Origin of the sequence: Streptomyces sp. 15-116A (genome assembly GCF_025290915.1) — a bacterium.
Classification (GTDB): Bacteria; Actinomycetota; Actinomycetes; order Streptomycetales; family Streptomycetaceae; genus Streptomyces.
Genome location: NZ_JAOCQE010000084.1, coordinates 1 through 22,885 on the forward strand (window position 1 = coordinate 1; position 22,885 = coordinate 22,885).

A 22,885-nucleotide genomic window follows, 5' to 3' on the forward strand; every position below is an offset into this window, starting at 1 on the left:
CTCGGACGGGGCGAGCCCCAGCGCGGCCTGGGCGCGCGTCAGTGCCGCCTCCGCATCGAGCAGCGCGCGCAGGAACGCGGCGTCGCCCGTCGCCTCGGCGGCCGGGGAACCGGCCCACCCGGGGGCGAGCAGACCGGTGTCGGAAGCGGCAGATGTCACTGGAACTCCAGGAAGACCGTCTCGCCTTCGCCCTGAAGGCGGATGTCGAAACGGTACGTGCCGTTCCCCTCGTCCGCGCCGATCAGCGTGTCGCGGCGCGCGGCGTCGACGCGCGACAGCAGCGGGTCCGCCGCCAGCGCGGCCTCGTCGCCCGGCAGATAGATCCGGGTGAAGAGATGCACCAGCAGCCCGCGCGCGAACACACAGACACTGAGATACGGAGCGTTGCCGCCACGCGCGCCGGGCCGCAGGGTCCGTACGTACCAATGGCCGTTAGCGTCGGTCTGGATGCGCCCGAAACCGGTGAACTCCACGCCGTTGCGGCCCAGGAAGCCACCGCTCGCCGGGTCCCGGCGCATCGAACCGTCCGTCGTCGGGATGGTGCCCTCGGGGTCCGGCCCCCAGACCTCCAGCAGCGCGTCGGGCAGCGGCCGGCCCTCACCGTCGTACACATATCCGTGCACGGTGATCGTGTCAGGGTGCCCGAGCGGCGCGATCTCCTCGCCGCCGCGGAACGGCAGCGCGTAACCGTAGAAGGGGCCGACGGTGTGCGAGGGGGTGGGCAGCACGCTCTCCGGGCTGCCGGTGTCGATCTTCGTCATGCTGGTCAGCGCCCTTCTTCCATCCAGGTGGCGGCCGGTCCGTCGAGCACGATGTCCCAGTGGTAGCCGAGGGAGAACTCCGGCACCGACAGGGAGTGGTCGTACGTCGCGACCAGTCGCTGCCGGGCCGCGTCGTCCGTGACGGACTGCAGGATCGGGTCGTACGCGAAGAGCGGATCGTTCGGGAAGTACATCTGCGTCACCAGCCGCTGGGTGAACGCCGAGCCGAACACCGAGAAGTGGATGTGCGCGGGACGCCAGGCGTTGACGTGGTTGCGCCACGGGTACGGGCCGGGCTGGATGGTGGTGAAGCGGTAGAAGCCGTCGGCGTCGGTGAGGGTGCGGCCGAACCCGGTGAAGTTCGGGTCGAGCGGCGCGTCGTGCTGCTCGCGCTGATGGGCGTACCGCCCGGCCGAGTTGGCCTGCCAGATCTCCACCAGCTGACCGCCCACGGGACGGCCGTCGCGGTCCAGCACCCGCCCGGAGACGGTGATGCGCTCCCCGATCGGCTCCCCGTGGTGATGCCGCGTCAGATCGTTGTCGATCTCGGTGATGTCCCGCTCCCCGAACGCGGGGGAGGACAGCTCCACCAGCTCGGGGTCCCGCGCCACGTCGATCGCGACCGGCGGCTGCTTCGGGTGCCGCAGCACCGAGGAGCGGTACGGGGCGTAGTCCCGGCGCGGGTGGTGCTCCACCGGGGCGCCCTCGGCGAGCCGCTTCTCGTACGCGGCGTGCTCGGCCGCGATCTCCTGGTCGATGTCGGCTTGGGTGAGTACGTCGGTCACTTCAGGCCCTCCGCGATGATCAGTTCGGCGTCGGTCTTGGCGGTGATCTCCTCGACGGTGACGCCGGGCGCGGTCTCGACGAGGACGAGTCCCCCGTCGGTGACGTCGAGGACACCGAGGTCGGTGATGATGCGGTCCACGCATCCCTTGCCGGTGAGCGGCAGCGCGCACTCCTCGAGGATCTTCGGCGAGCCGTCCTTGGCGGTGTGCGACATCACCACGATGACGGTGCGGGCGCCGTGCACCAGGTCCATGGCGCCGCCGATACCGGTGACGAGCTTGCCGGGTATCGCCCAGTTGGCCAGGTCGCCGCGCGCCGACACCTGCATGGCGCCGAGGACGGCGACGTCGATGTGACCGCCGCGGATCATGGCGAAGGACAGCGCGGAGTCGAAGAAGGAGGCACCGGGCAGGACGGTGACGGTCTCCTTGCCCGCGTTGATCAGGTCCGGATCGAGCTGGTCCTCGGTGGGATAGGGGCCGGTGCCGAGGATGCCGTTCTCCGACTCCAGCACGACCTCCACCCCCGGCGGGAGGTGGTTCGGGATGAGCGTGGGCAGTCCGATGCCGAGATTGACGTACTGGCCGTCCTCCAGCTCCCGCGCCGCCCGTGCGGCCATCTCCTGTCGCGTCCAGGCCATCAGCTGCTCACCGTCCGCTGCTCGATCTTCTTGTCCGCGGCCTGCTCCGGCGTCAGCGCGACGACCCGCTGCACGAAGATGCCCGGCAGATGCACCGCGTCCGGGTCGATCCCGCCCGGCTCGACCAGCTCCTCCACCTCGGCGATGGTCACCCGCCCGGCCATCGCGGCCAGCGGGTTGAAGTTGCGGGTGGACTTGTTGAAGACGAGATTGCCGTGCCGGTCGCCCTTGGCCGCCCGCACCAGGGCGTAATCGGTGCGGATGCCGCGCTCGAGTACGTACTCCACGCCGTCGAACTCGCGCACCTCCTTGGGCGGGGAGGCCACGGCGACCCCGCCGGAGCCGTCGTAGCGCCATGGCAGACCGCCCTCGGCGACCTGGGTGCCCACCCCTGCCGGGGTGTAGAAGGCAGGGATCCCGGCGCCGCCGGCCCGCAGCCGCTCCGCGAGCGTGCCCTGCGGGATCAGCTCCAGCTCCAGCTCACCGGCCAGATACTGGCGGGCGAACTCCTTGTTGCCGCCGATGTAGGAGCCGGTCACCCGGGTGATCCGGCCGTCCGCCAGCAGTACCGCGAGGCCGGACTCCATCGCCCCGCAGTTGTTGGAGACGATTTTCAGCTCGCCCACGCCGCGCTCGTAGAGGGCGTCGATCAGCACGTTCGGCACACCGCTCAGCCCGAATCCGCCCACCGCCAGCGACGCACCGTCCGGTACGTCGGCCACCGCCTCCGCGGCGGAGGCGACCACCTTGTCCATCGACGAGACCCCATCCCTTTCCGGCTGCCCACCGACCCGTTAGTCAGCACACTGATTATTTCCGCGAGGTTGCCCTCACGCTGCCACTGGCAACCCGAAGCGTCAATACCTGCGGCTCCGCGGCCTCACTACACGCCCGCCGACGAAGACACAGGCGTCTAGGGCAGGTATTGTTCAGTGCACCGACGAATCGACCCTGGGGGCGTTCATGGCGGCGGTGGACCTCACCACCCATCCCGGGCATCTGGCCCGGCGGCTCCAGCAGGCGCACTACCTGCTGTGGAACACGATGGTCTCCGAGGAGATCACCTCGCCGCAGTTCGCGGTCCTCAACGCCCTCGTGGCCGAGCCCGGTCTGGACCAGCGCACCGTGGGGGAGCGGGTGGGGCTCGACCGGTCCACGATCGCCGAGGTGATCAGCCGGCTGCTGCGGCGCGGGCTGCTCGACAAGGTCCGTGATCCGCAGGACGGCCGTCGCTTCCTGCTGCGCCTCACCGACGACGGGGTGCGCACCCACCGCAAGCTGACGGTGCGCACGGCGCGCATGAACCAGGTGTTCCTGGCCCCGCTCGACGCCGACGAGCAGGCGGTGTTCTTCGACCTCATCCGCCGGGTCGCCGACGCGGCCGAGCAGCTGCGCCACCCGGCCGAGCAGATCCCCGCGGCGGCCCCGCGCTGATGCCGAGCCGGCGTCCGCGGCGGCCCCGCGCTGATCAGGACGCCTTCGCGTACACCACCCACACCTGGCCGCGCGCGAAGTTCATGCGCTCGCCCTCCTCGGTGGTGAAGGTGGTGCCGTCCTCGGCGTCCGGCCGGTTCCACAGCGCCTCGTAGGCACGGCCCCCGCGCAGCACCAGGGCCTCGCCCGAGCCCACCGTCTCCGTGTACGGCGTGTTGTTGCCGAGGAAGTCCTGGAACCCCGAGGGGCGCACGGTCACGTACTGCACGACCACGGTCGCCGGTGCGAGTCGCTCGCCTTCGGTGGTGAGGGCCGGGCTGCCGTCCATCGACACCAGCCAGCGGCTGTCCGCCTCCGACCAGGTGAACGTGAAGCGGGCCGCCGGATAGCGCACCGTGAGGGTGTCCTCGGCCGTGCCGTCCGCCGGGGGCCGGCCGAAGCGGAAGCCGGTGGTCAGCGCCTCCGGGCCCGGCGGGCGGTCCATCAGACGCTCGGGGCGCAGGTAAAGGTTGTGCGGCGCGGGGCGCCCGGTGCCGCGGGTGTAGACACCGGACTCCGACTCGGGCGTCACCGCCTTCAGCGGCGCCGACTCGATCAACGGCATCAGCTTGCTCTGCGCACCGGAGAAGGCCAGCACCGGCCGGTCGAACTGGCGCAGCAGCTCCAGATCGGCCTCCCGGGCGCTGCGCACCGGCCCGGCCCGGTCCGGCAGCCGGGTCGCGTACACCGCCATCAGCCGGCTGAGCCCGCCCTCGACCTGCTCCACGTACACCACGTCGGCGTCCTCGACCCCGGTGTGCGGCCGGGCCGCACGGGCGTTGTCGATCTTCACGGCGAGCACCGAGGGACCGAGCGGCTCGCCCGGTCCCCGCGAGGACTCCCTGGGGGAGCGCTGGGACGCTCCGCGCCCGTCGTCGCCGGGGCGGCCGTCCGGCGCCGTGCAGCCCGCGGCCAGAGCGGCGGCCACCCAGACCGCCAGGATGGATCCCACCGCGGTGCGGCGCCGTGTGCGCGCCCGTCGTCCCGTGCCCACCGTCGCCACCACACCCCGTCATTGATTGTCTCGATTGTGCGCTTTTCTGATCGTCGGTTGCTATACCCGATCAGAAGTGGACCCGCGCGGGCGTGTCCGCCGATCGGCGCAGCGGCGCACGATTCGCCCACCGGCCCCTCGGGTACCCGGCGTCCACCGCAGGAGCGGCACACCGGCCGGCACGGAGGGAGAACGCGGCGATGAGGGCAGTGACCTGGCAGGGAAGGCGGGACGTCCGGGTGGAGAACGTGCCCGATCCCCGGATCGAGGAGCCGACGGACGCGATCATCCGCATCACTTCCACCGGGCTGTGCGGATCCGACCTGCATCTGTACGAGGTGCTCACCCCGTTCATGACCCCCGGCGACATCCTCGGCCACGAGCCGATGGGCGTCGTCGAGGAAGTCGGCGCCGGGGTACCGGACCTCCAGGCAGGCGACCGGGTCGTGGTGCCGTTCCAGATCGCCTGCGGCAATTGCTGGATGTGCCTGACCGGGCTGCAGACCCAGTGCGAGACCACGCAGGTCGGCTCCGAGGGCATGGGCGCGGCCCTGTTCGGCTACACCCGCCTCTACGGCGCGGTCCCCGGCGCCCAGGCCGAGTACCTGCGCGTCCCGCAGGCCCAGTACGGCCCGATCAAGGTCCCCGAGGGCCCGCCCGACGACCGGTTCGTCTATCTCTCCGACGTGCTGCCCACCGCCTGGCAGGCGGTCGCCTACGCCGGCATCCCGCAGGGCGGCAGCATCGCCGTGCTCGGGCTCGGCCCCATCGGCGACATGGCCTGCCGGGTCGCGCAGGTCAAGGGCGCGGGCCGGGTGTTCGGCGTGGACCTGGTCCCCGAGCGGCTGGCCCGGGCGCGGGAGCGGGGCGTGGAGACCTTCGATCTCAGGTCCTTCCACGACGAGAAGGAACTTGTCACCGCGATCCGCGACCGCACCGACGGCCGCGGCCCCGACGCCGTGATCGACGCGGTCGGCACCGAGGCGCACGGCAGCGCGGCCGCCCGCATGATGCAGAACGCCTCCGCGATGCTGCCCCCCAAACTCAGCGGTCCCCTCGCGGAACGCTTCAGCATCGACCGGCTCGCCGCCCTGCACACCGCGATCGAGCTGGTACGGCGCGGCGGCACCGTCTCCGTCACCGGCGTCTACGGCGGCACGGCCGACCCGATGCCGATGCTGACCATGTTCGACAAGCAGATCCAGATGCGCATGGGCCAGGCCAATGTGCGCCGCTGGAGCGACGAGATCATCCCCTACCTGACCGACGAGGACCCGCTGGGCGTGGAGGACTTCGCCACGCACCGCATGCCGCTGAGCGAGGCACCGCACGCCTACGAGATGTTCCAGCAGAAGCGTGACGGCGCGGTCAAGATCCTGATGCAGCCGTAAGGGCGCCGGTCAGGGCCCGCCCAGGATCTCCGCGAGGTCGTAGCGCACCGGCTCCTCCAGCTGGGCGTAGGTGCAGCTCTCGGGGGTCCGGTCCGGGCGCCAGCGGCGGAAGCGGGCGGTGTGCCGGAAACGCTGCCCGTTCTCCATGTGGTCGTACGCCACCTCGGCGACCCGCTCCGGCCTCAGCGGCACCCACGACAGGTCCTTCTTCCCCGACCAGCGGCTCGGCGCCCCCGGCAGCCGCGCGGCCTGGTGCGCGGCTTCCTCCGCCCAGGCGGCCCAGGGATGACCCTGCACATCCTCCATCCGCAGCGGCTCCAGCTCCTCCACCAGCTCCGCGCGCCGCTTCATCGTGAACGCCGCCGACACCCCCACGTGCTGCAGCGTCCCCTTGTCGTCGTACAGCCCGAGCAGCAGCGACCCCACCACCGGCCCGCTCTTGTGCAGCCGGTACCCGGCGACGACCACATCCGCCGTCCGCTCATGCTTGATCTTGAACATGGCGCGCTCGTCCTGGAGGTAGCGCAGGGTGAGCGGCTTGGCGATGACCCCGTCCAGCCCGGCTCCCTCGTACTGCTCGAACCACCCCTGCGCCACGTCGACGTCGGTCGTCGCGGGCGCCACATGGACCGGCGGCGTGACCCCGGCCAGCGCCTCGACCAGCCGTTCGCGCCGCTCGGCCAGGGGCACCTGGAGCAGCGACTCGTCGCCGAGCGCCAGCAGGTCGAACGCGACGAAGCCGGCCGGTGTCCGCTCGGCCAGCATCCGGACCCGCGAGTCGGCCGGATGGATCCGCTCGGTCAGCGCGTCGAAGTCCAGCCGCCCCTCACGCGCGATGACGATCTCCCCGTCCATCACCGCCCGCTCCGGCAACCGCTCCCGCACCGCGGCCACCACCTCAGGAAAGTACCTGGTCAACGGCTTCCCGGTACGACTCCCGAGCTCCACCTCGTCCCCGTCCCGAAACACGATCGCCCGAAACCCGTCCCACTTGGCTTCGTACTGCATCCCCACCGGAATCTTCGCGACGGACTTGGCGAGCATCGGCTTCACGGGGGGCATCACGGGCAGATCCATGCTCCGACTCTATGAACGGAACCGGTCGCCCGCCTGCCGACGGCCACCGGTCCGGGGAGAACGGGGCAGGGATCCCGGCCCTGGCGAGAACGGGCTTTCAGCGTCAGGCGACTTCCCGGGTCGCGACGATGTGTACCGCCGCCTCGATCCGGGCCCCGACACGGGGGGCCCGCACGCCGGCGACCCGGAGGTCGACGATCCAGCCGCCGAGGGTGGGCTCGGGCTCCGGGGCGGTCGCCGGTTCCGTCTCGCCCGGTCCCCGGCTCACGCGGACGCCCGCCGCACCAGCGTCGTCGGCAGAATCACGCTCGACGGGGCGCGGTCGAGGCCCCGCAGGAGGAGGCGGGCCATCAGGCGGCCCATCTCCTCGATGTCCTGACGGACCGTCGTCAGAGGCGGTTCCGTCTGCTCGGCGACCGGCAGCATGTCGTCGAAGCCGACGACCGCCACGTCGTCCGGCACCCGGCGTCCGTGTTCGCGCAGCACCCGCAGCGCACCCGCCGCCGTGAGGTCGTTCGCGGCGAACACCGCGTCCAGGCCGGGACAGCGGGCGAGGAGTTCCCGCATCGCCCGCTCCCCGCTGCCCGCGGTGAAGTCGCCCTCCGCGACGAGCCGCGGATCGGCGTCGACCATGACGTCCCGGTAGCCGTCGAGCCGGTCCACCGCCGACGTCTGGTCCAGTGGGCCGGTGATGTGCGCGACGCGGGTGCGGCCGAGGCCGAGCAGATGACGTACGGCGTCGCGGGCGCCGCCCCGGTTGTCGCTGTCGACGTACACGACCCCGTCCCGCCCCCGGGACCAGTCGGGCCGGCCGCCGAAGACCGTCGGCACCCCCGCGCGCTGGATCAGTTCGGGCAGCGGGTCGTTCAGATGGAGCGAGAAGACCAGCGCGCCGTCCACGTGGCCGCCGGCCAGATAGCGGCCCACGCGCGTGTGGTCGTCGCGGCCTTCGGTGAGCAGCAGCACCAGCTGGTTGTCATGGGCCGTCAGCTCCTTGCTGATGCCCCGCAACTGGCGGGCGAAGAAGGGGTCGGCGAAGACCCGGCTCTCCGGCTCGGCGACGATGACGGCGACCGCGTCGTGCCGCTTCGTCACCAGGCTGCGGGCGGCCTGGTTGGGCACGTACCCGAGCTCCTCCACCGCCTGCCTCACCCGCTCGACCAGGGCTTCCCTGACGCCGTCCCCGCCGTTGACCACGCGGGAGACGGTGGCCCGCGACACCCCGGCCCGCGCGGCCACGGCCTCCAGCGTGGGTCGCGGCGCTGTGTCGGTCACTTCGGGGCTCCTCACCTGCGGCTGCGGGACAGGATAAGCCCCGGGACCGCAGGGAGGAGAGAGCGCTCTCGATCACGCCTCAGTGCTGGTGCTCGGCCGTTCCTTTCTCCTCCGCCGCCGCACCGTGATGGTGCTCGTGCGGGTCGTACCCCGGAATCGTGCCGTCCGGCTTCTTCACCAGGAACAGCCCGACCATGCCCATGTCCGAGTGGCTCTGGACATGGCAATGGTACATCCACGCACCCGCCCCGACCCCCTCCCCGGCGATCACCTGGAAGCCGAACGAGTCCGCCGGGCCCACGATCTTGTTGTCGATGACCTGACTCGGGTCCTCGGGCCCGGTGAGCATCCCGGTGCGGTTGTCGGCCCAGCGATGACCGTGCATGTGGAAGGTGTGGTAGTACTCGCCGTGCGTGATCATCACGAACTCGACCCGATCACCCACGGTGGCCTCGAAGTTCGGGCCGGTGTGCGCCGGCTTGTTGTTGATCGTCATGTCGTTGAAGACGATCGTGTGGGTCGCGTCCGGCAGCACATCGCCCTTGCGCCGCACGATCACCGGGCCGTACAGCCCGTTGCGGATGCCGCCGGTGCCGTGCTCGGTGCCGACCACGTGGTCGTGGTAGTGCCAGTAGCCCGCGCTGCCCGCCCGCCAGGTGCCGTCGGCGCGCCGGCCGGGCCCGTGCGTGCGCCAGGTGTAGGTCCGGGTGCCGCCCGGCTCGACATCGCTCTTGTTCTGCTTGGTGCCGTCGCTGGAGATCTCGTAATCCAGGCCGTGGACGTGCAGGCTCACGGGCACGTCCATGGTGTTCTCGAACTCGATGTGCAGCGTGTCGCCCTCGTTGAGTTCGATCAGCGGCCCCGGGATCGACGCCTTGCCCTTCTCCAGGCCGTAGCCCATCTGCCCGCCGTCCAGCTTCTCGGCGTACAGCTTGATGCGCCGCACCTCCCCGCCGGCGGGCGCGGTCCGCGCCGGCGCGGGGGCACTGCTCGCCTCCGGTGCGAGAGACAACGATGTCGCGACGGCCGCACCGCCCAGCAGTACCCGCCGGTTGAAGCCGCGTCTGTCCATGCCGAACTCCCCATGTGGCTGTCATGAACCTGGGGAACCGTAGCGGTCGTGGCGCCGTTTATCCACACTCAGGACAAAGTTCGTTTCATTGCGGCCATAGGTATTGGCGAGTGACGCAAAGAGGTCTAGCTTCCTTGACGCTGTTGCCGCGACCGATGAGGGGTGGGTGGCCACATGCGGTTCACATCGCATCAAGAGACCAGAACGTTAAGAGCGTTGAGCACCAGACGCCGGGCCTGGGCGGCGACCGTCACCGCCGGGATCGTCGCCGCCGGACTGCTGTCGGGTCCCGCCGCCAGCGCGCGTCCGGCGCCGGACCCGTCCGCGACAACGATGTCCATCAAGTCGCCCCCGGGCGGCGCGAACGTACGGGTGCTGCTGTTCCACGGCTCCGCCGCGGGCGGCGAGGAGTCGCCGCTGGTGAACGCCGGGATCGCCGCCATCGAGAGGATCGGCCTCTCCGGCCCGGAGAACCAGCGGTTCAGCGTCACCGCGACCGGCGACGCGTCCGTGTTCACCGACGACAGGCGCCTGGGCCGCTTCAACGCCGTCGTGTTCCTGACCGGCGGCGGGGACGTGCTCGACCCCGACCAGGAGGCGGGCCTGGAGGCCTACATGGAGGCCGGCGGCGGCTTCCTCGGCATCCATGACGCGGCCCGCGCGGAGCCGTACTCGGACTGGTTCACCGGTCTGATCGGCGCCCGCCCCGCCGCGTCGAGCCCCGCCGCGGTGCAGCGGGCGACGGTCGAGGTCGGCGACCGCCGGCACCCGGCGACCAAGAACCTGCCCGTGCAGTGGAAACGGCCCGACAAGTGGCTCAACTGGGTGAAGAACCCCACCGGTGCCGTCCACACCGTCGCCCGCGTACGGGAGTCGACCTACCAGCCCGGTTCGAGCGCCAACGGCTGGGACCACCCGGTGAGCTGGTGCCGTGACTACGACGGCGGCCGGTCCTTCTACACCGGCATGGGCGGCACGGTGTCGTCCTACGACGAGACCGACTTCCGCGACCACCTGCGCGGCGCCCTGCTGTGGACCACCCGGCTCGTCCAGGCCGACTGCAAGGCGACCATCACCGGCAACTACAAGGCCGAGCGCCTGACGAAGCCCAACCAGCCCGGCCAGAACGACCAGATCGGCGAGCCGCACGGCCTGGTCACCGCCCCCGACGGCCGCGTCTTCTACATCGGCCGCGGCGGCGCCGACTCCTCTCAGCCCGTGATCACCGACTGGAACAACCCCGACATCGGCAAGGGCAAGGGCCAGATCCACATCTACGACCCGAAGACCCAGCAGGTCACCCTCGCCGGGGAGTTGACCGTCTTCGGCAACAAGGGCGGCGGCGACGAGCTCACCAAGGTCGAGGAGGGCCTGCTCGGCATCGAACTGGACCCGAAGTTGGCCGAGAACGGCTGGGTGTACCTGCACTACACACCCCACTCGCAGATCAACCGCGAGACCCACATGGGTGAGCGGCGCGTCTCCCGCTTCACGCTCGACCGTGCCACCAACAAGCTGGACCTCTCCAGCGAGAAGGTGCTGCTGAAGTGGCCGGTGCAGATCCACAGCTGCTGCCACGCCGGCGGCGGCATGGCCTGGGACTCCAGGGGCAATCTCTACATCGCCACCGGCGACACCAACTCCAGCGGATTCAGCGGCGGTTACTCGGGCAACAACCCCGAGCCGAACTTCAAGGGCGTGTCCTTCGCCGACGCCCGCCGCACCGCCGGCAACACCAACAACCTCAACGGCAAGATCCTGCGCATCCATCCCGAGCCGGACGGCACGTACACCCTCCCCGAGGGCAACCTGTTCACCGGCAAGGAGACCGGCGAGGGTGGCGGGAAGACCCGCGGCGAGATCTATGTGATGGGCGTCCGCAACCCGGCGCGCATCTTCGTCGACAAGTCGACCGACGTCCTCTACGCGGGCTGGGTCGGCCCCGACGCCGGTCAGCCGTCGCCCATCTGGGGACCGGCCAAGTACGACACCTTCGCCGCCATCACCAAGGCGTCCAACCGGGGCTGGCCGTACTGCATGGGCAACAAGCAGCCCTACCGGGACCGCAATCTGCCGGATCCGACCAAGCCGCTCGGCTGGTACGACTGCGACCACCCGAAGAACGAGTCGCCGAACAACGACGGCCTGGTCAATCTGCCGCCGGTGACCGGCAACAACATCTGGTACTCGCCGCAGGGTGGCGGACCCGACTTCCCGCGCGACGCGAACGGCGTCCCCTCCTACAAGGCGGAGGAGGCCACCTACCGGCTGCCCTGGCTCAAGGGCGGCGGCCAGGCCGCGATGAACGGCCCGGTCTACCGCTACGACGCGGCGAGCACGAGCGGGACCAAGTGGCCGGCCTACTGGGACGGCAAGTGGTTCGTCGGCGACTTCTATGACGCCGACCAGCCGCGCAACGCGGTGCTCATGGACCCGGGGACCATGGGCGACGGCGGTCTGCCGGTGCACTCGGAGTCACTGAAGAAGATCGTGCCGATCGGCAACGACGGCATCAAGAACCTGATGGACTGGAAGTTCGGTCCGGACGGCGCGCTGTACGTCCTCGACTACGGCCGCGGCTTCTTCACCTCCGACTCCAAGTCCGCGCTGTGGCGGGTCACTTACACGGGCGGCGGGTCCACCCCGGCCGCCGGTCAGCTGGCGAGGGGGACACAGTGATACGTCGACGAAGAATGTGGGCCGCGCTGCTGGCCGGTCTGCTGATGCTGCTCGGCCTCGGGGCCATGCCCGCCGCCGGACAGCCGGGCGCCGAGGAGGCGCAGGCCGCGCAGGTCCTCACCTGGACCGCGGGCAACGACATCGACAAGTACCTGTCCGCACCGGCCACGGCCGTGGCGGGACCGGCGACGATCGTCTTCGAGAACAGCGTGGCCACCGGCAACACCACCGGCATGCCGCACACGCTGACCTTCGTGACCAGCGATCCCGAGTACAACAACGACGTCCAGCTCAACATCCTGGCCAACCCCAACGACGCCAACGGCGGCAAGCACACCGCCGAGGTCACCCTCACCCCGGGCCGCTACCTCTACCACTGCACGATCCCCGGCCACGGCCAGATGCGGGGCGTCCTGGTGGTGACCGAGGGCGGCGGCGAGGACACCACGGCGCCCGAGGCGACCGCGAAGGTGAACGGCACGCAGAACGCCGACGGCGCCTACGTCGGCTCGGCGAGCGTCACCGTCGAGGCCACCGACGAGGGCTCGGGCGTCGACCGCGTCGAGTACGCGACCGGCGCCGACGGTGCCTGGCAGCCGTACACCGCACCCGTGGTGTTCGACCAGGTCGGCACGCACAAGGTGCGCTACCGGGCCCTCGACAAGGCGGGCAACGTCTCGGCGGAGAAGAGCGTGGAGTTCACGGTCGTCGCCCCGCCGACGGACGACACCACCCCGCCGGAGACCTCGGCCACGGTGGACGGCGAACGCGACGAGAACGGCGCCTATATCGACATGGCGACCGTCACCGTCACGGCCTCCGACACCGGATCCGGGGTCAACACCATCGAGTACGCCATCGGCGGAGACGGTGCCTGGCAGCCGTACACCGGCCCGGTGATGGTGCACCAGGTCGGCACCCACACCGTGCGCTACCGCGCCACCGACAAGGCGGGCAACGCGGCGGCCGAGAAGAACGTGCAGTTCACGGTCGTCGCCGCGCCCCCGCAGGACACCACCCCGCCGGTGACGGGCGTGAGCGTCGAGGGCAACCGGAACTCCGACGGCGCCTACGTCGGCGACGCCACCGTGACCGTCAGCGCCACCGACGAGGGCGGCTCCGGGGTGAACACCATCGAGTACTCCCTCGACGGAGGCCCGTACCTCGCCTACACCGAGCCGGTCGTCGTCGACCGGGCGGGCCGGCACACCGTGACCTACCGGGCGAGCGACAAGGCCGGCAACACCTCAGCTCCGCTGTCCGTGAGCTTCACGGTCGTGGCGGGCGGCGGGGTGCCCGCGCCCGACTGTCCCGAGTACGACGAGCGGCTGACGGTGATCGTCGGCACCGTCGACACGGGCGTGCCCAACCGGGTCACCAACAACCGGTGCCGGATCGGCGAGCTGATCGAGGACGAGAAGGAGTGGACCTCGCAGGCACTCTTCCTCAAGCACGTGCAAACCGTCCTGGACCGGCTGCTGAAGGAAGGCGTCATCGACCAGCGCGAGTACCGGGCCATCAACCGGGCCGCCCGCCAGTCCGGCATCGGCACCCCGGGCCACACCGAGGGCTACCGCGCCATCCTCGACGGCACCGAGGCGTCCTTCGCCAAGTGGCAGCAGGTCGGCGGCGGTTCCTTCGCCCTGAACCCGGACGGGTCGATCACCTCCGGCACCACCGAACCGGGCCTCGGCATGCTGTGGTTCCCGGAGCGCACGTACGGCGACTTCTCGCTGAAGCTCCAGTGGCGGGACGACGCGCCCGGCACCGGGAACGCCAACTCCGGTGTGTTCGTGCGGTTCCCGCAGATCCACGACCACCCGGAGGAGACCCGGCCCGAGTGGGTCGCCATCAAGTACGGGCACGAGGTGCAGGTACTGGACCGGCCCGACGGCGACATGTACAAGACCGGCTCGGTCTACGGCTTCGACCGCGTGGGGCTCGCCGGTGCGGGCGTGACGCAGAAGGGAACCTGGAACGACTACGAGATCCGCGTCGTGGACCAGCACTACTCGGTCTACCGCAACGGTGTCCTGATCAACGAGTTCGACAACACCGGCGGCCAGGAGTTCACCCCGCCCCGCTCGGACGACCCGGGCACGGACGGGCGGCGGTTCGCCTCCGGCTACATCGGACTGCAGGTGCACGGCACGACGGACGTGGTGTCGTACCGGGACGTGAGGATCAAGGACCTGTAGATCAGGCCCGGATCAGGTCGCGGGGCCGGGCTGCTTCCTGGCCCGGCTCGGCTGCACCCGCCTGGGTTCCCCCGGCATCTTCGGATACTCGGGCGGGTACGGCAGATCACCGAGCCCGTGCTCGTGCTCGTCCCTGCGGGCCAGTTCGAGCAGCGGCTCCAGGGAGAACGCGTGATCGTCCATGTCCGCGTGCACATCGCCGAGTTCGGCGAAGCGCGCGGGCATGGTCGCGAGATCGAAGTCCTGCGGATGCGCGACGCCCACCTCGTCCCAGCGCAGCGGCGCCGACACGGGCGCGTGCGGGCGGGGGCGCACGGAGTAGGCGGAGGCGATGGTGCGGTCGCGGGCCGTCTGGTTGTAGTCGATGAAGATGCGCTCGCCGCGCTCCTCCTTCCACCACTTGATCGTCACCTGCTCCGGCATCCGCCGCTCCATCTCGCGGCCCACGGCGATGGCGGCCCGGCGCACCTGGGTGAACGTCCAGCGCGGCTCGATCGGCACGAACACGTGCAGACCCCGGCCGCCGGAGGTCTTGGGCCAGCCGCGCAGCCCGTACTCGTCCAGCACGGCCCGCAGTTCGTGGGCGGCGCGGGCGGCGTCGTCGTAGTCGGTGCCGGGCTGCGGGTCGAGGTCGATGCGCAGCTCGTCGGGGTGGTCCACGTCGTCACGGCGCACCGGCCACGGGTGGAACACGAGCGTGCCGTACTGCGCCGCCCAGACGACGGCCGCCTCCTCGGTGGGGCACATCTCGTCGGCACTGCGCCCGCTGGGGAAGGTGATGTGGGCGGTGGGGATCCAGTCGGGCATGTTCTTCGGCGCCCGCTTCTGGAAGAACGACTCGCCCGTCACCCCTTCGGGGTAGCGCTCCAGCGTCGTGGGGCGGTTCCGCAGGGCGCGCAGGATGCCGGGCCCGACGGCCTGGTAGTAGCGGGCGAGATCGAGCTTGGTGAAACCACGCTCCGGGAAGAACACCTTGTCCGGGCTGGACAGCCGCACGCTGCGCCCGGCCACCTCCAGCTCCACCGCGTCACCCATGCGAGCCACGGTAGGCCTATCCCGCGAACCTCGCATACCGGGCGGCGCGCTGTTCACGGGTGGTTGTCAGTGGCGGGTGCGAGACTCGGTCGCGAGGGAAGGGCAGTGATTCGGGCAGCAAGCGGACGTCCTGGAGGAGGCGCCATGCTGAGCACACGCTTTGTCGACGGTGGTCCGGACTGGATCGAGGTCGGTGTTCCCGACGTCGACGGTGCCGCGGCCTTCTACGGCGGGCTCTTCGGCTGGGAGTTCCGCTCCGCCGGACCGCAGGCCGGGGGATACGGGTTCTTCGAGCAGGACGGTGCGATCGTCGCGGCGTGCGCGCCTGGGGACGGTGCGGCCTCCTGGACCCTCTACTTCCAGAGCTCCGAGGTGCAGGCCACGGCCAAGGCCGCCGAGCAGGCCGGGGGCAGAGTGGTCCAGCCGCCGACGCGGGTCATGGAGCAGGGGACCTCGGCGGTCCTCGCCGATCACGCCGGTGTGCCCTTCGGTATCTGGGAGCCCGGGCTGCGCAAGGGCCTCGACCGGGTGATGGAGACCGGCTCGCTGTGCTGGGCCGAGCTGTACACGCCGGACATCGCCCGCACGGCCGCCTTCTTCCACGCCGTGCTCGGCTGGGAGACGTCCGCCGTGAGCTTCCCGGGCGGTGTCTACACCTCCGTCAACCCGGCCGGCACCGGTGAGGACGGCGCGTTCGGCGGGCTGGTGCCGGTGGCCGACGATCCCGTGGAGGCGGAGTCCGGCGGGCGGCCGTACTGGCTGCCCTACTTCGGCGTCGACGACCCGGACGCCGCCGTCGCCAGGGCCGTCGAACTGGGCGGCACCGTGCGCATGCCGGCCACCTCGATCGCCGGAGTGGGACGACTCGCCCGCCTGGAGGACCCGTACGGCGCGCGCTTCGCCGTGCTCAGGGGAGACCCCCAGCAGACGTGAGGCACGGCCGGGCGCGCCGCCGTGCTTTCGCGGGCCGATGACGTCATCGTCGTACCCGCCGCACACAGGGGCAGGCGCGGGGGCGGTCCCGCGTTGATCCGGCGTTGATGAGACGTTTTTCGCCGCCGGGCACGCTTCCAGCCATGCACACGCACCTGGACAACGACACCTTCGCCTCCCCCGATCTCGCCTGGCAGGAAGAGGCCCTGTGCGCGCAGACCGGGGGAGACTTCTTCTTCCCGGAGCCCGGCAGCTCCGTGCGGGAGGCCAAGCGGATCTGCGGGCTGTGCCCCATTCGCGCCACCTGCCTTGAGTACGCACTGAGCCACGACATGCGCTTCGGCGTCTGGGGCGGGCTGTCGGAGAAGGAGCGGCTGGAGCTGCGGCGGGCGGGGCGCTGACGCGTCGCGTGCGCCCCGCGCGGGAGGATCAGCCGGCGGCGCGCGCCGCCATGCGGGCCTTGCGGGCCGCGAGCTTCTCGTCGAACTTGCTGGCCTCCGCGTCCAGGCCGTCCATGTACAGACCCAGCTCCTCCTGGGCCCGCAGACCCTCGGGGCCCAGACCGTCGATCTCCATGATCTTCAGGAAGCGCAGCACCGGCTGGAGCACGTCGTCGTGGTGGATGCGTAGGTTGTAGACCTCGCCGATCGCCATCTGCGCGGCGGCCCGCTCGAAGCCGGGCATGCCGTGTCCGGGCATGCGGAAGTTCACCACGACGTCCCGCACCGCCTGCATGGTCAGGTCCGGCGCGAGCTCGAAGGCCGCCTTGAGCAGGTTCCGGTAGAAGACCATGTGCAGGTTCTCGTCGGTCGCGATGCGCGCCAGCATGCGGTCGCAGACCGGGTCGCCCGACTGGTGGCCGGTGTTGCGGTGCGAGATGCGGGTGGCCAGCTCCTGGAAGGCGACATAGGCGACCGAGTGCAGCATCGAGTGGCGGTTGTCCGACTCGAAGCCCTCGCTCATGTGGGCCATGCGGAACTGCTCGAGCTTGTCCGGGTCCACCGCGCGGGAGGCGAGCAGGTAGTCGCGCATGACGATGCCGTGCCGGCCCTCCTCCGCGGTCCAGCGGTGCACCCAGGTGCCCCAGGCGCCGTCCCGGCCGAACAGGCTGGCGATCTCGTGGTGGTAGCTGGGGAGGTTGTCCTCGGTGAGCAGGTTCACCACGAGGGCGATCCGGCCGATCTCGGTGACCTTGGACTGCTCCTTGTCCCAGGCCTCGCCGTCCTCGAAGACGCCGGGGAAGTTGCGGCCGTCGCTCCACGGCACGTACTCGTGCGGCATCCAGTCCTTGGCGACCTTCAGATGCCGGTTGAGTTCCTTCTCGACCACTTCCTCCAAGGCGTACAACAGCCGCGCGTCGGTCCAGACGGAGGGGCTGCCGAGGTGGGGAGAAGCGATCGTCACGGGAACTCCAGGGGGACGGTGACAGGTACGAAGGGCCCGGCGAGCGGCGCCGGGAACCTACGGAATCGTAGGCTACGAATCCGTAGGTTACGAAGCCGTAGGTTAAGGACGCCGTAAAGATCGCTGATCAGGCCGTCGTGGATGGGGAGTTGCCCGAAATGTACTGCCCCCCGGGACTCGCAGGTCCGGGGGCTGAAAGGAGCATGGGGTCACCCTGTCAGGCGTAGAGCCCCCGCAGTCGCACCGAGAGACATGTCACACAGCCCTCGAGCTTCTCGAACTCGCCGATGTCCACCAGAACGGGCTCGTAGCCGAGGTCCGCGAACAGCTCCGCCGTCTTCGGCGCGCTCGACGCCATCAGCAGCTTGTCCCCGCCGAGGAGCACCACATGCGAGCCGGATTCCTCCGGCACCGGCAGGAAACGGTCGAACAGCGACGGGGCGTCCATGTTCGGGATGTGCCCGATGACCGTCCCGTCCGGCAGCGCGGTGACCGCCGACTTCAGATGCAGCACCTTGCTCACCGGCACGGCGACGACCCGCGCGCCCAGCGGCTCGAACGCCGCGCGCAGCTGCTGCACACCGGCCGCGTTGGTGCGCCCGCCCCGGCCCACGTACACGGTGTCGCCGATCTTCAGCACGTCACCGCCGTCCAGGGTGCCCGGCTCCCAGATCCAGTTCACCGAGCAGCCGAGGCTCGCCACGGCCTCCTCGACGCCGATCGTCTCCGGGCGCCGGGACTCGGCACCGGAGCGGGCGATCAGCGCGACGTTCCGGAACATCACGACCGTGTCCTCGACGAACACCGAGTCCGGGCAGTCGTCGGCCGGGTCCACCTCGACGGTCTCCCAGCCGTGGGTGCGCAGCGCCTCCACGTACGCCTCCCACTGCTCCACCGCACGGTCGACGTCGATCTTCTCCCGCTCGATGTGGGTCACGAGCCCCTCGGCCAGGCGGGGGCTGGGGCGGCGGACGAGGGCCTTCTTGCTGGGCACGAGCGTGACTCCGTATCGGATGGAACGTGTGACTTGGGCGCCGGCCGACCATCATGCAAGCCGGGACCGGACGGGAACACCCCCACCGGCGATGAGTTTAACCACCGGTAACCCCGCCGGCCCCGGCTCGCCGCGCCACCCCACCCGGCGCAGGGGCTCCCCGCTCACCCGGTCGGCGCGCGCCCGACCGAGTCCGCCGTCGTCTCCTTCACCTCACCCTCCTCCATGATCAGCCAGCGGGTGATCCCGAGGGACCGAAGGAACGGCAGGTCGTGGCTGGCCACGATCAGCGCCCCCTCGTACGACTCCAGCGCCGTGGTGAGCTGCCGGACGCTCGCCATGTCGAGGTTGTTGGTCGGCTCGTCCAGCATCAGCAGCTGCGGCGCCGGCTCGGCCAGCATCAGCGCGGCCAGCGCCGCCCGGAAACGCTCACCGCCCGACAGAGTCGCCGCCTTCTGGTCGGCGCGGGCGCCCCGGAACAGGAAGCGGGCCAGCCGCGCCCGGATCCGGTTGTTGGTGGCCTCCGGCGCGAACCGCGCCACGTTCTCGGCCACCGACAGCTCCCCGTCGAGGACGTCGAGCCGCTGCGGCAGGAACCGCAGCGGGACGTGCGCCGTCGCCTCGCCCGCCACCGGAGGCAGCTCCCCGGCGATGGTGCGCAGCAGCGTCGTCTTCCCGGCGCCGTTGCGCCCGATCAGCGCGACCCGCTCCGGACCCCGCAGGTCGAGGCCTCCCTTCACCCGTGCCCCGTAGGCGAGTTCCAGGTCCAGCAGGGTGAGAACGGTCCGGCCCGGCGGTACGGCGGTGTACGGCAGGTCGACGCGGATCTCGTCGTCGTCCCGCACCGCCTCCACCGCGTCGTCGAGCCGCTCCTTGGCCTCGGCGAGCTTCTCCTCGTGCATGATGCGGTGCTTGCCGGCCGCGACCTGGGCCTGGCGTTTGCGCTCGCCCATCACGACCTTGGGCTCGCGCTTGGTGTCCCACATCTTCTGCCCGTAGCGCTTGCGGCGGGCCAGCTTCACCTGTGCGTCGGCCAGTTCCCGCTTCTGCTTGCGCAGATCGGCCTCGGCGACCCGCACCATGCGCTCGGCCGCCTCCTGTTCGACGGCGAGCGCCTCCTCGTACGCCGAGAAGTTGCCGCCGTACCAGGTGACCTCGCCCGAGCGCAGATCGGCGATCTGGTCGACGCGTTCGAGCAGTTCGCGGTCGTGGCTGACCACGACCATCACACCCGGCCAGCTCTCGACCGCCGCGTACAGCCGCCTGCGGGCGTACAGGTCGAGGTTGTTGGTGGGCTCGTCGAGCAGCAGGACGTCCGGCCGGCGCAGCAGCAGCGCGGCCAGCCGCAGCAGCACCGACTCGCCGCCCGAGACCTCACCGATGGTGCGGTCCAACTCGACGTGTCCCAGGCCGAGTTCGCCGAGCGTGGCCAGGGCGCGTTCCTCCACGTCCCAGTCGTCGCCGACGGTCTCGAAGTGCTCCTCGGACACGTCGCCGGCCTCGATGGCGTGCAGCGCGGCCCGCCGGGCGGCGATGCCGAGCGCCTCGTCGACGCGCGATGCGGTGTCGAGCGTGACGTTCTGCGGCAGATACCCCACCTCCCCGGCGACCCGGACGGTGCCGTCGACCGGAGCGAGGTCACCGGCGATCAGTTTCAACAGGGTTGATTTCCCTGATCCGTTGACGCCGACGAGGCCGGTGCGGCCGGGGCCGAAGGCGACGTCGAGGCCGTCGAAGACGGGGGTGCCGTCGGGCCAGGCGAAGGACAGGGACGTACAGGCGATGGTGGAAGTAGACATGCGGGCCTCCGCGGTTGCTTGCAGTGGTCGGGGAGCAATCGCGTATCGAGACACCGCGGGAGGCGACGAGGCGTGGGCCGGCGGCGGGTGGCCGGGGTCCGGGGGGCCGGGAGAGAAGGCCGGGGCATGAGAAAAGCCCTGTTCCGCAAGGACGGCTCGAACGCCGAGGTCGCACACGACAGACACACCTCAGGGGTGTGACGCGGTGTCTCAGGACCTCAGACGAGCAACGTCCTTCTCCAATCGACGGCAACAGGACCGCTATACACCGTAAGGGGGACGCTTACGGGAGTCAACACCCTTTTTCAGCGGGGTCCAGCAGGGCGGCCGGGTCACTCCCCGAACGGTCCGCCCTTGCCGAAGGCCAGCTCCGCGAAGCGCTCGCCGACGCGGCGGTGCGTGGCCGCGTCCGGATGCAGGTCGTCGGGCAGCGGCAGTTCGGCGTGGTCGGCCTCGCCGTAGAGCTCGCGGCCGTCCAAGTAATACAGCTGGGGATCGTCGGCGCCCCGCTCCCGCACGATCCGGGCCAGCTCCTCGCGTACGACGGTGAGCGTGAGCTTCCCGGCGGCCGTCTCGGCGGGATCGCCCGCGGCCTGGAACCGCAGCCTGCCCTCGCTGAGCTGACTGAAGTCGAACGCGCTCGGACCCGGGGTGTTCTCGTGCATGGGGCACAGCAGGGGCGAGACGACCAGCAGGGGAGTGGCGGGGTGGCCCTCGCGCAGGGTGTCGAGGAAGCCGTGCACGGCGGCGGTGAAGGCGCGCAGCCGCATCATGTCGTGGTTGACGAGATTGATGCCGATCTTGACGCTGATCAGATCGGCGGGGGCGTCCCGCATCGCCCGCGCGGTGAACGGATCGAGCAGCGCGCTCCCGCTCAGCCCCAGATTGATCAGGTCCACCCCGCCGAGCCGCGCCGCGAGCGCGGGCCAGGTCGTGGTGGGGCCCGCGGCGTCGGAACCCTGGCTGATCGAACTGCCGTGGTGCAGCCACACCCTGCGGTCCCCGGCCGGAACCGGCTCCACGGGCGCGTCGGTGCGCAGCGCCACCAGCAGCGTCATCTCGTTGTGCGGCAGCCAGATCTCCACGCGCTTGTCGCGCGCGGGCAGCCCCGTGAACCGCACCGTGCCGACAGGCCCCGGCCGGAGGTCCGCGGATCCGGTGGCCATGTCCATCAGTACGACGTTCCCGCCGTCGACCGAGGACCGCCCGGCCGGTTCGCCGTCGACCAGCAGCTCGTACAGGCCGTCCGGGCGGGGCGGCGCCCCCTCGTAGGCCGGCTTGGTCCGCAGCGCGTCCAGCTCGACGGCCGTGGCCCGGGTGCGGAACACCAGCCGGACACCGGACGGCTGGGCCTCCGCCATGGCCACCTGACCGTCACCCTGCGCCCGGGCCCGCGCGGGCAGCCGGTGCGGCTGCACGCCCTGCCCGGTCCGCTCCAGCTCCAGCGCGCCTCGCAGCAGCTCCTCGGTGAGGGGCGTGGTGATCCAGCTCATGATCACAGGCTGTCAAGGGGACGAGTGATCCGCAAACGGTTTCCGGCCGTTCCCTCGGCGGGCCCGCGCCCGCGTCGTGTCAGCAGGCGTCGCGCATCAGCTCCGCGAGGTCATGGTCCAGATCCAGCTGAAGGTGCTCCAGGCCCACCGGCACGAGTTCGCTCGTGGCCTCCAGGAACCGGCGCACCTCGCCCGAGCGGACATGCACGACGGCGGTGCCCTCGGGGGCGTGGAACTCCAGCACGGTGCGGTCGTAGCCGTACGGCCGCACCCGCACGTCGCCCTGGCCCTCCGGGCCCTGAAGGCCCGCGGCGAGCAGCTCGCGGGCGAAGGTCCAGCAGACCTCCACACCCTCCAGCGTGGCGGGCGCCGGGAAGGTCATGCGGACGGCGAACGGATCGTTCCGGTCGTAGTGCAGCGTCGCGGGAATGCTCGGCATCCGCGGTGCGGCGGCTACGAGACGGGCCTCTACGGGCTGCTCGATGACGGTGGACAACGCCTTGCTCCCTCGTGACGGCTGGACGGGCTTCCGGGCGGATGGGGACCGGGACGGCTACGGGAAGAGACGACGGAATCAGCCAATCCGTGCACACGAGGGGCGAGTGACCTCTGTCACCGCCTTCATGCACGCGAGTGACACGGCTCTCCTCGCGTGACCGGAACGGCACTTGAGGCGCACACCGCACCGCGCGCCGACGGCGGCCGGTCCTCTGGACGGCGCCGGGGTGGTGGGCTAGCTTCGCCCGCCATGAGGCGCTTGGGGAGCACGCGACCGACTGGACGACAGGGACGACCGGGGCGGGCGGGCCGCCGGGGAGGAGCGCGGCGCGGACGCCTCAAGGTGACGGCGGCCGCCGTGTGCGCGGCGCTGGCCGCGCTGA

21 protein-coding genes and 1 pseudogene are annotated in these 22,885 nt (G+C 70.9%); 6 read left to right on the forward strand and 16 right to left on the reverse strand.

What is annotated here, in order from left to right:
* From N4P33_RS16235 to N4P33_RS16255, 5 genes and pseudogenes are all read right to left on the reverse strand, one after another.
* Window positions 1-159 (reverse strand): annotated as a pseudogene (locus N4P33_RS16235) (3-carboxy-cis,cis-muconate cycloisomerase); the annotation flags it as partial.
* The gene (gene pcaG, locus N4P33_RS16240) at window positions 156-761 is read right to left on the reverse strand and encodes a protocatechuate 3,4-dioxygenase subunit alpha (protein WP_260827325.1); all 606 of its coding nucleotides are present in this window, start codon (window positions 759-761) and stop codon (window positions 156-158) included. The pseudogene N4P33_RS16235 and the gene pcaG, both read right to left, overlap by 4 nt.
* Before the next feature lie 5 nt (window positions 762-766).
* Window positions 767-1,546: a protocatechuate 3,4-dioxygenase subunit beta gene (pcaH, locus tag N4P33_RS16245; protein ID WP_260827326.1), complete on the reverse strand. Its 780-nt coding sequence runs from the start codon at window positions 1,544-1,546 to the stop codon at window positions 767-769.
* Entirely contained in the window at window positions 1,543-2,187 is a 645-nt protein-coding gene (locus tag N4P33_RS16250) for a CoA transferase subunit B (RefSeq protein ID WP_260827327.1), read from the reverse strand. Before N4P33_RS16250 ends, pcaH begins: the two co-directional genes overlap by 4 nt.
* A complete protein-coding gene (locus N4P33_RS16255) occupies window positions 2,187-2,942 on the reverse strand; it encodes a CoA transferase subunit A (RefSeq protein WP_260827328.1) in 756 nt (251 codons plus the stop codon). Before N4P33_RS16255 ends, N4P33_RS16250 begins: the two co-directional genes overlap by 1 nt.
* 208 nt (window positions 2,943-3,150) lie before the next feature.
* On the opposite strand from N4P33_RS16255, the gene N4P33_RS16260 reads away from it, so the two are divergent.
* Window positions 3,151-3,621 (forward strand): MarR family winged helix-turn-helix transcriptional regulator, encoded by a 471-nt coding sequence (locus N4P33_RS16260; protein WP_260827329.1) that lies wholly within the window; start codon window positions 3,151-3,153, stop codon window positions 3,619-3,621.
* 34 nt (window positions 3,622-3,655) lie between these two features.
* Here N4P33_RS16260 and N4P33_RS16265 read toward each other — a convergent pair whose 3' ends face one another.
* Window positions 3,656-4,612, reverse strand: a complete 957-nt coding sequence (locus N4P33_RS16265; RefSeq protein ID WP_260827330.1) for a DUF3048 domain-containing protein — start codon at window positions 4,610-4,612, stop codon at window positions 3,656-3,658.
* Between the two features lie 242 nt (window positions 4,613-4,854).
* Here N4P33_RS16265 and N4P33_RS16270 point away from each other — a divergent pair, with 242 nt between their 5' ends.
* Complete coding sequence (locus tag N4P33_RS16270; protein WP_260827331.1) at window positions 4,855-6,045, forward strand: zinc-dependent alcohol dehydrogenase; 1,191 nt, start codon at window positions 4,855-4,857, stop codon at window positions 6,043-6,045.
* 9 nt (window positions 6,046-6,054) lie between these two features.
* On the opposite strand, the gene N4P33_RS16275 is transcribed toward N4P33_RS16270, so the two are convergent.
* The 4 genes from N4P33_RS16275 to N4P33_RS16290 all read right to left on the reverse strand — a co-directional run bounded on the left by N4P33_RS16275 (window position 6,055) and on the right by N4P33_RS16290 (window position 9,469).
* Entirely contained in the window at window positions 6,055-7,122 is a 1,068-nt protein-coding gene (locus tag N4P33_RS16275; RefSeq protein WP_260827332.1) for an ATP-dependent DNA ligase, read from the reverse strand.
* A 103-nt stretch (window positions 7,123-7,225) separates the two neighbouring features.
* Window positions 7,226-7,390, reverse strand: coding sequence for a hypothetical protein (locus N4P33_RS16280; RefSeq protein ID WP_260827333.1), 165 nt, complete (start codon window positions 7,388-7,390; stop codon window positions 7,226-7,228).
* Window positions 7,387-8,397 (reverse strand): LacI family DNA-binding transcriptional regulator, encoded by a 1,011-nt coding sequence (locus N4P33_RS16285; RefSeq protein ID WP_260827334.1) that lies wholly within the window; start codon window positions 8,395-8,397, stop codon window positions 7,387-7,389. The genes N4P33_RS16280 and N4P33_RS16285 overlap by 4 nt, the downstream gene beginning before the upstream one ends.
* Window positions 8,398-8,476: 79 nt before the next feature.
* On the reverse strand, window positions 8,477-9,469 hold the full coding sequence (locus tag N4P33_RS16290; protein ID WP_260827335.1) for a multicopper oxidase domain-containing protein: 993 nt from the start codon (window positions 9,467-9,469) through the stop codon (window positions 8,477-8,479).
* Window positions 9,470-9,643: 174 nt separating this feature from the next.
* Here N4P33_RS16290 and N4P33_RS16295 point away from each other — a divergent pair, with 174 nt between their 5' ends.
* Both N4P33_RS16295 and N4P33_RS16300 read left to right on the forward strand, forming a co-directional pair.
* Window positions 9,644-12,148, forward strand: coding sequence for a ThuA domain-containing protein (locus N4P33_RS16295; protein WP_260827336.1), 2,505 nt, complete (start codon window positions 9,644-9,646; stop codon window positions 12,146-12,148).
* 14 nt (window positions 12,149-12,162) lie between these two features.
* The gene (locus tag N4P33_RS16300) at window positions 12,163-14,346 is read left to right on the forward strand and encodes an OmpL47-type beta-barrel domain-containing protein (protein WP_260827337.1); all 2,184 of its coding nucleotides are present in this window, start codon (window positions 12,163-12,165) and stop codon (window positions 14,344-14,346) included.
* Between the two features lie 12 nt (window positions 14,347-14,358).
* Here N4P33_RS16300 and ligD read toward each other — a convergent pair whose 3' ends face one another.
* The gene (gene ligD / locus N4P33_RS16305; protein WP_260827338.1) at window positions 14,359-15,381 is read right to left on the reverse strand and encodes a non-homologous end-joining DNA ligase; all 1,023 of its coding nucleotides are present in this window, start codon (window positions 15,379-15,381) and stop codon (window positions 14,359-14,361) included.
* 144 nt (window positions 15,382-15,525) lie between these two features.
* Between ligD and N4P33_RS16310 the strand changes: the two genes are divergently transcribed.
* Window positions 15,526-16,314 (forward strand): VOC family protein, encoded by a 789-nt coding sequence (locus N4P33_RS16310; protein WP_260827339.1) that lies wholly within the window; start codon window positions 15,526-15,528, stop codon window positions 16,312-16,314.
* Window positions 16,315-16,457: 143 nt separating this feature from the next.
* The gene (locus N4P33_RS16315; protein ID WP_260827340.1) at window positions 16,458-16,715 is read left to right on the forward strand and encodes a WhiB family transcriptional regulator; all 258 of its coding nucleotides are present in this window, start codon (window positions 16,458-16,460) and stop codon (window positions 16,713-16,715) included.
* Window positions 16,716-16,743: 28 nt separating this feature from the next.
* Here N4P33_RS16315 and N4P33_RS16320 read toward each other — a convergent pair whose 3' ends face one another.
* From N4P33_RS16320 to N4P33_RS16340, 5 genes are all read right to left on the reverse strand, one after another.
* A complete protein-coding gene (locus N4P33_RS16320; protein ID WP_260827341.1) occupies window positions 16,744-17,718 on the reverse strand; it encodes an acyl-ACP desaturase in 975 nt (324 codons plus the stop codon).
* Window positions 17,719-17,935: 217 nt separating this feature from the next.
* On the reverse strand, window positions 17,936-18,712 hold the full coding sequence (gene ddaH, locus N4P33_RS16325; RefSeq protein ID WP_260827342.1) for a dimethylargininase: 777 nt from the start codon (window positions 18,710-18,712) through the stop codon (window positions 17,936-17,938).
* 164 nt (window positions 18,713-18,876) lie between these two features.
* Entirely contained in the window at window positions 18,877-20,511 is a 1,635-nt protein-coding gene (locus N4P33_RS16330) for an ABC-F family ATP-binding cassette domain-containing protein (protein WP_260827343.1), read from the reverse strand.
* 332 nt (window positions 20,512-20,843) lie between these two features.
* The gene (locus N4P33_RS16335; RefSeq protein ID WP_260827344.1) at window positions 20,844-22,004 is read right to left on the reverse strand and encodes a GDSL-type esterase/lipase family protein; all 1,161 of its coding nucleotides are present in this window, start codon (window positions 22,002-22,004) and stop codon (window positions 20,844-20,846) included.
* Between the two features lie 79 nt (window positions 22,005-22,083).
* A complete protein-coding gene (locus tag N4P33_RS16340) occupies window positions 22,084-22,500 on the reverse strand; it encodes an SsgA family sporulation/cell division regulator (protein WP_260827345.1) in 417 nt (138 codons plus the stop codon).
* Window positions 22,501-22,885 lie beyond the last annotated feature (385 nt).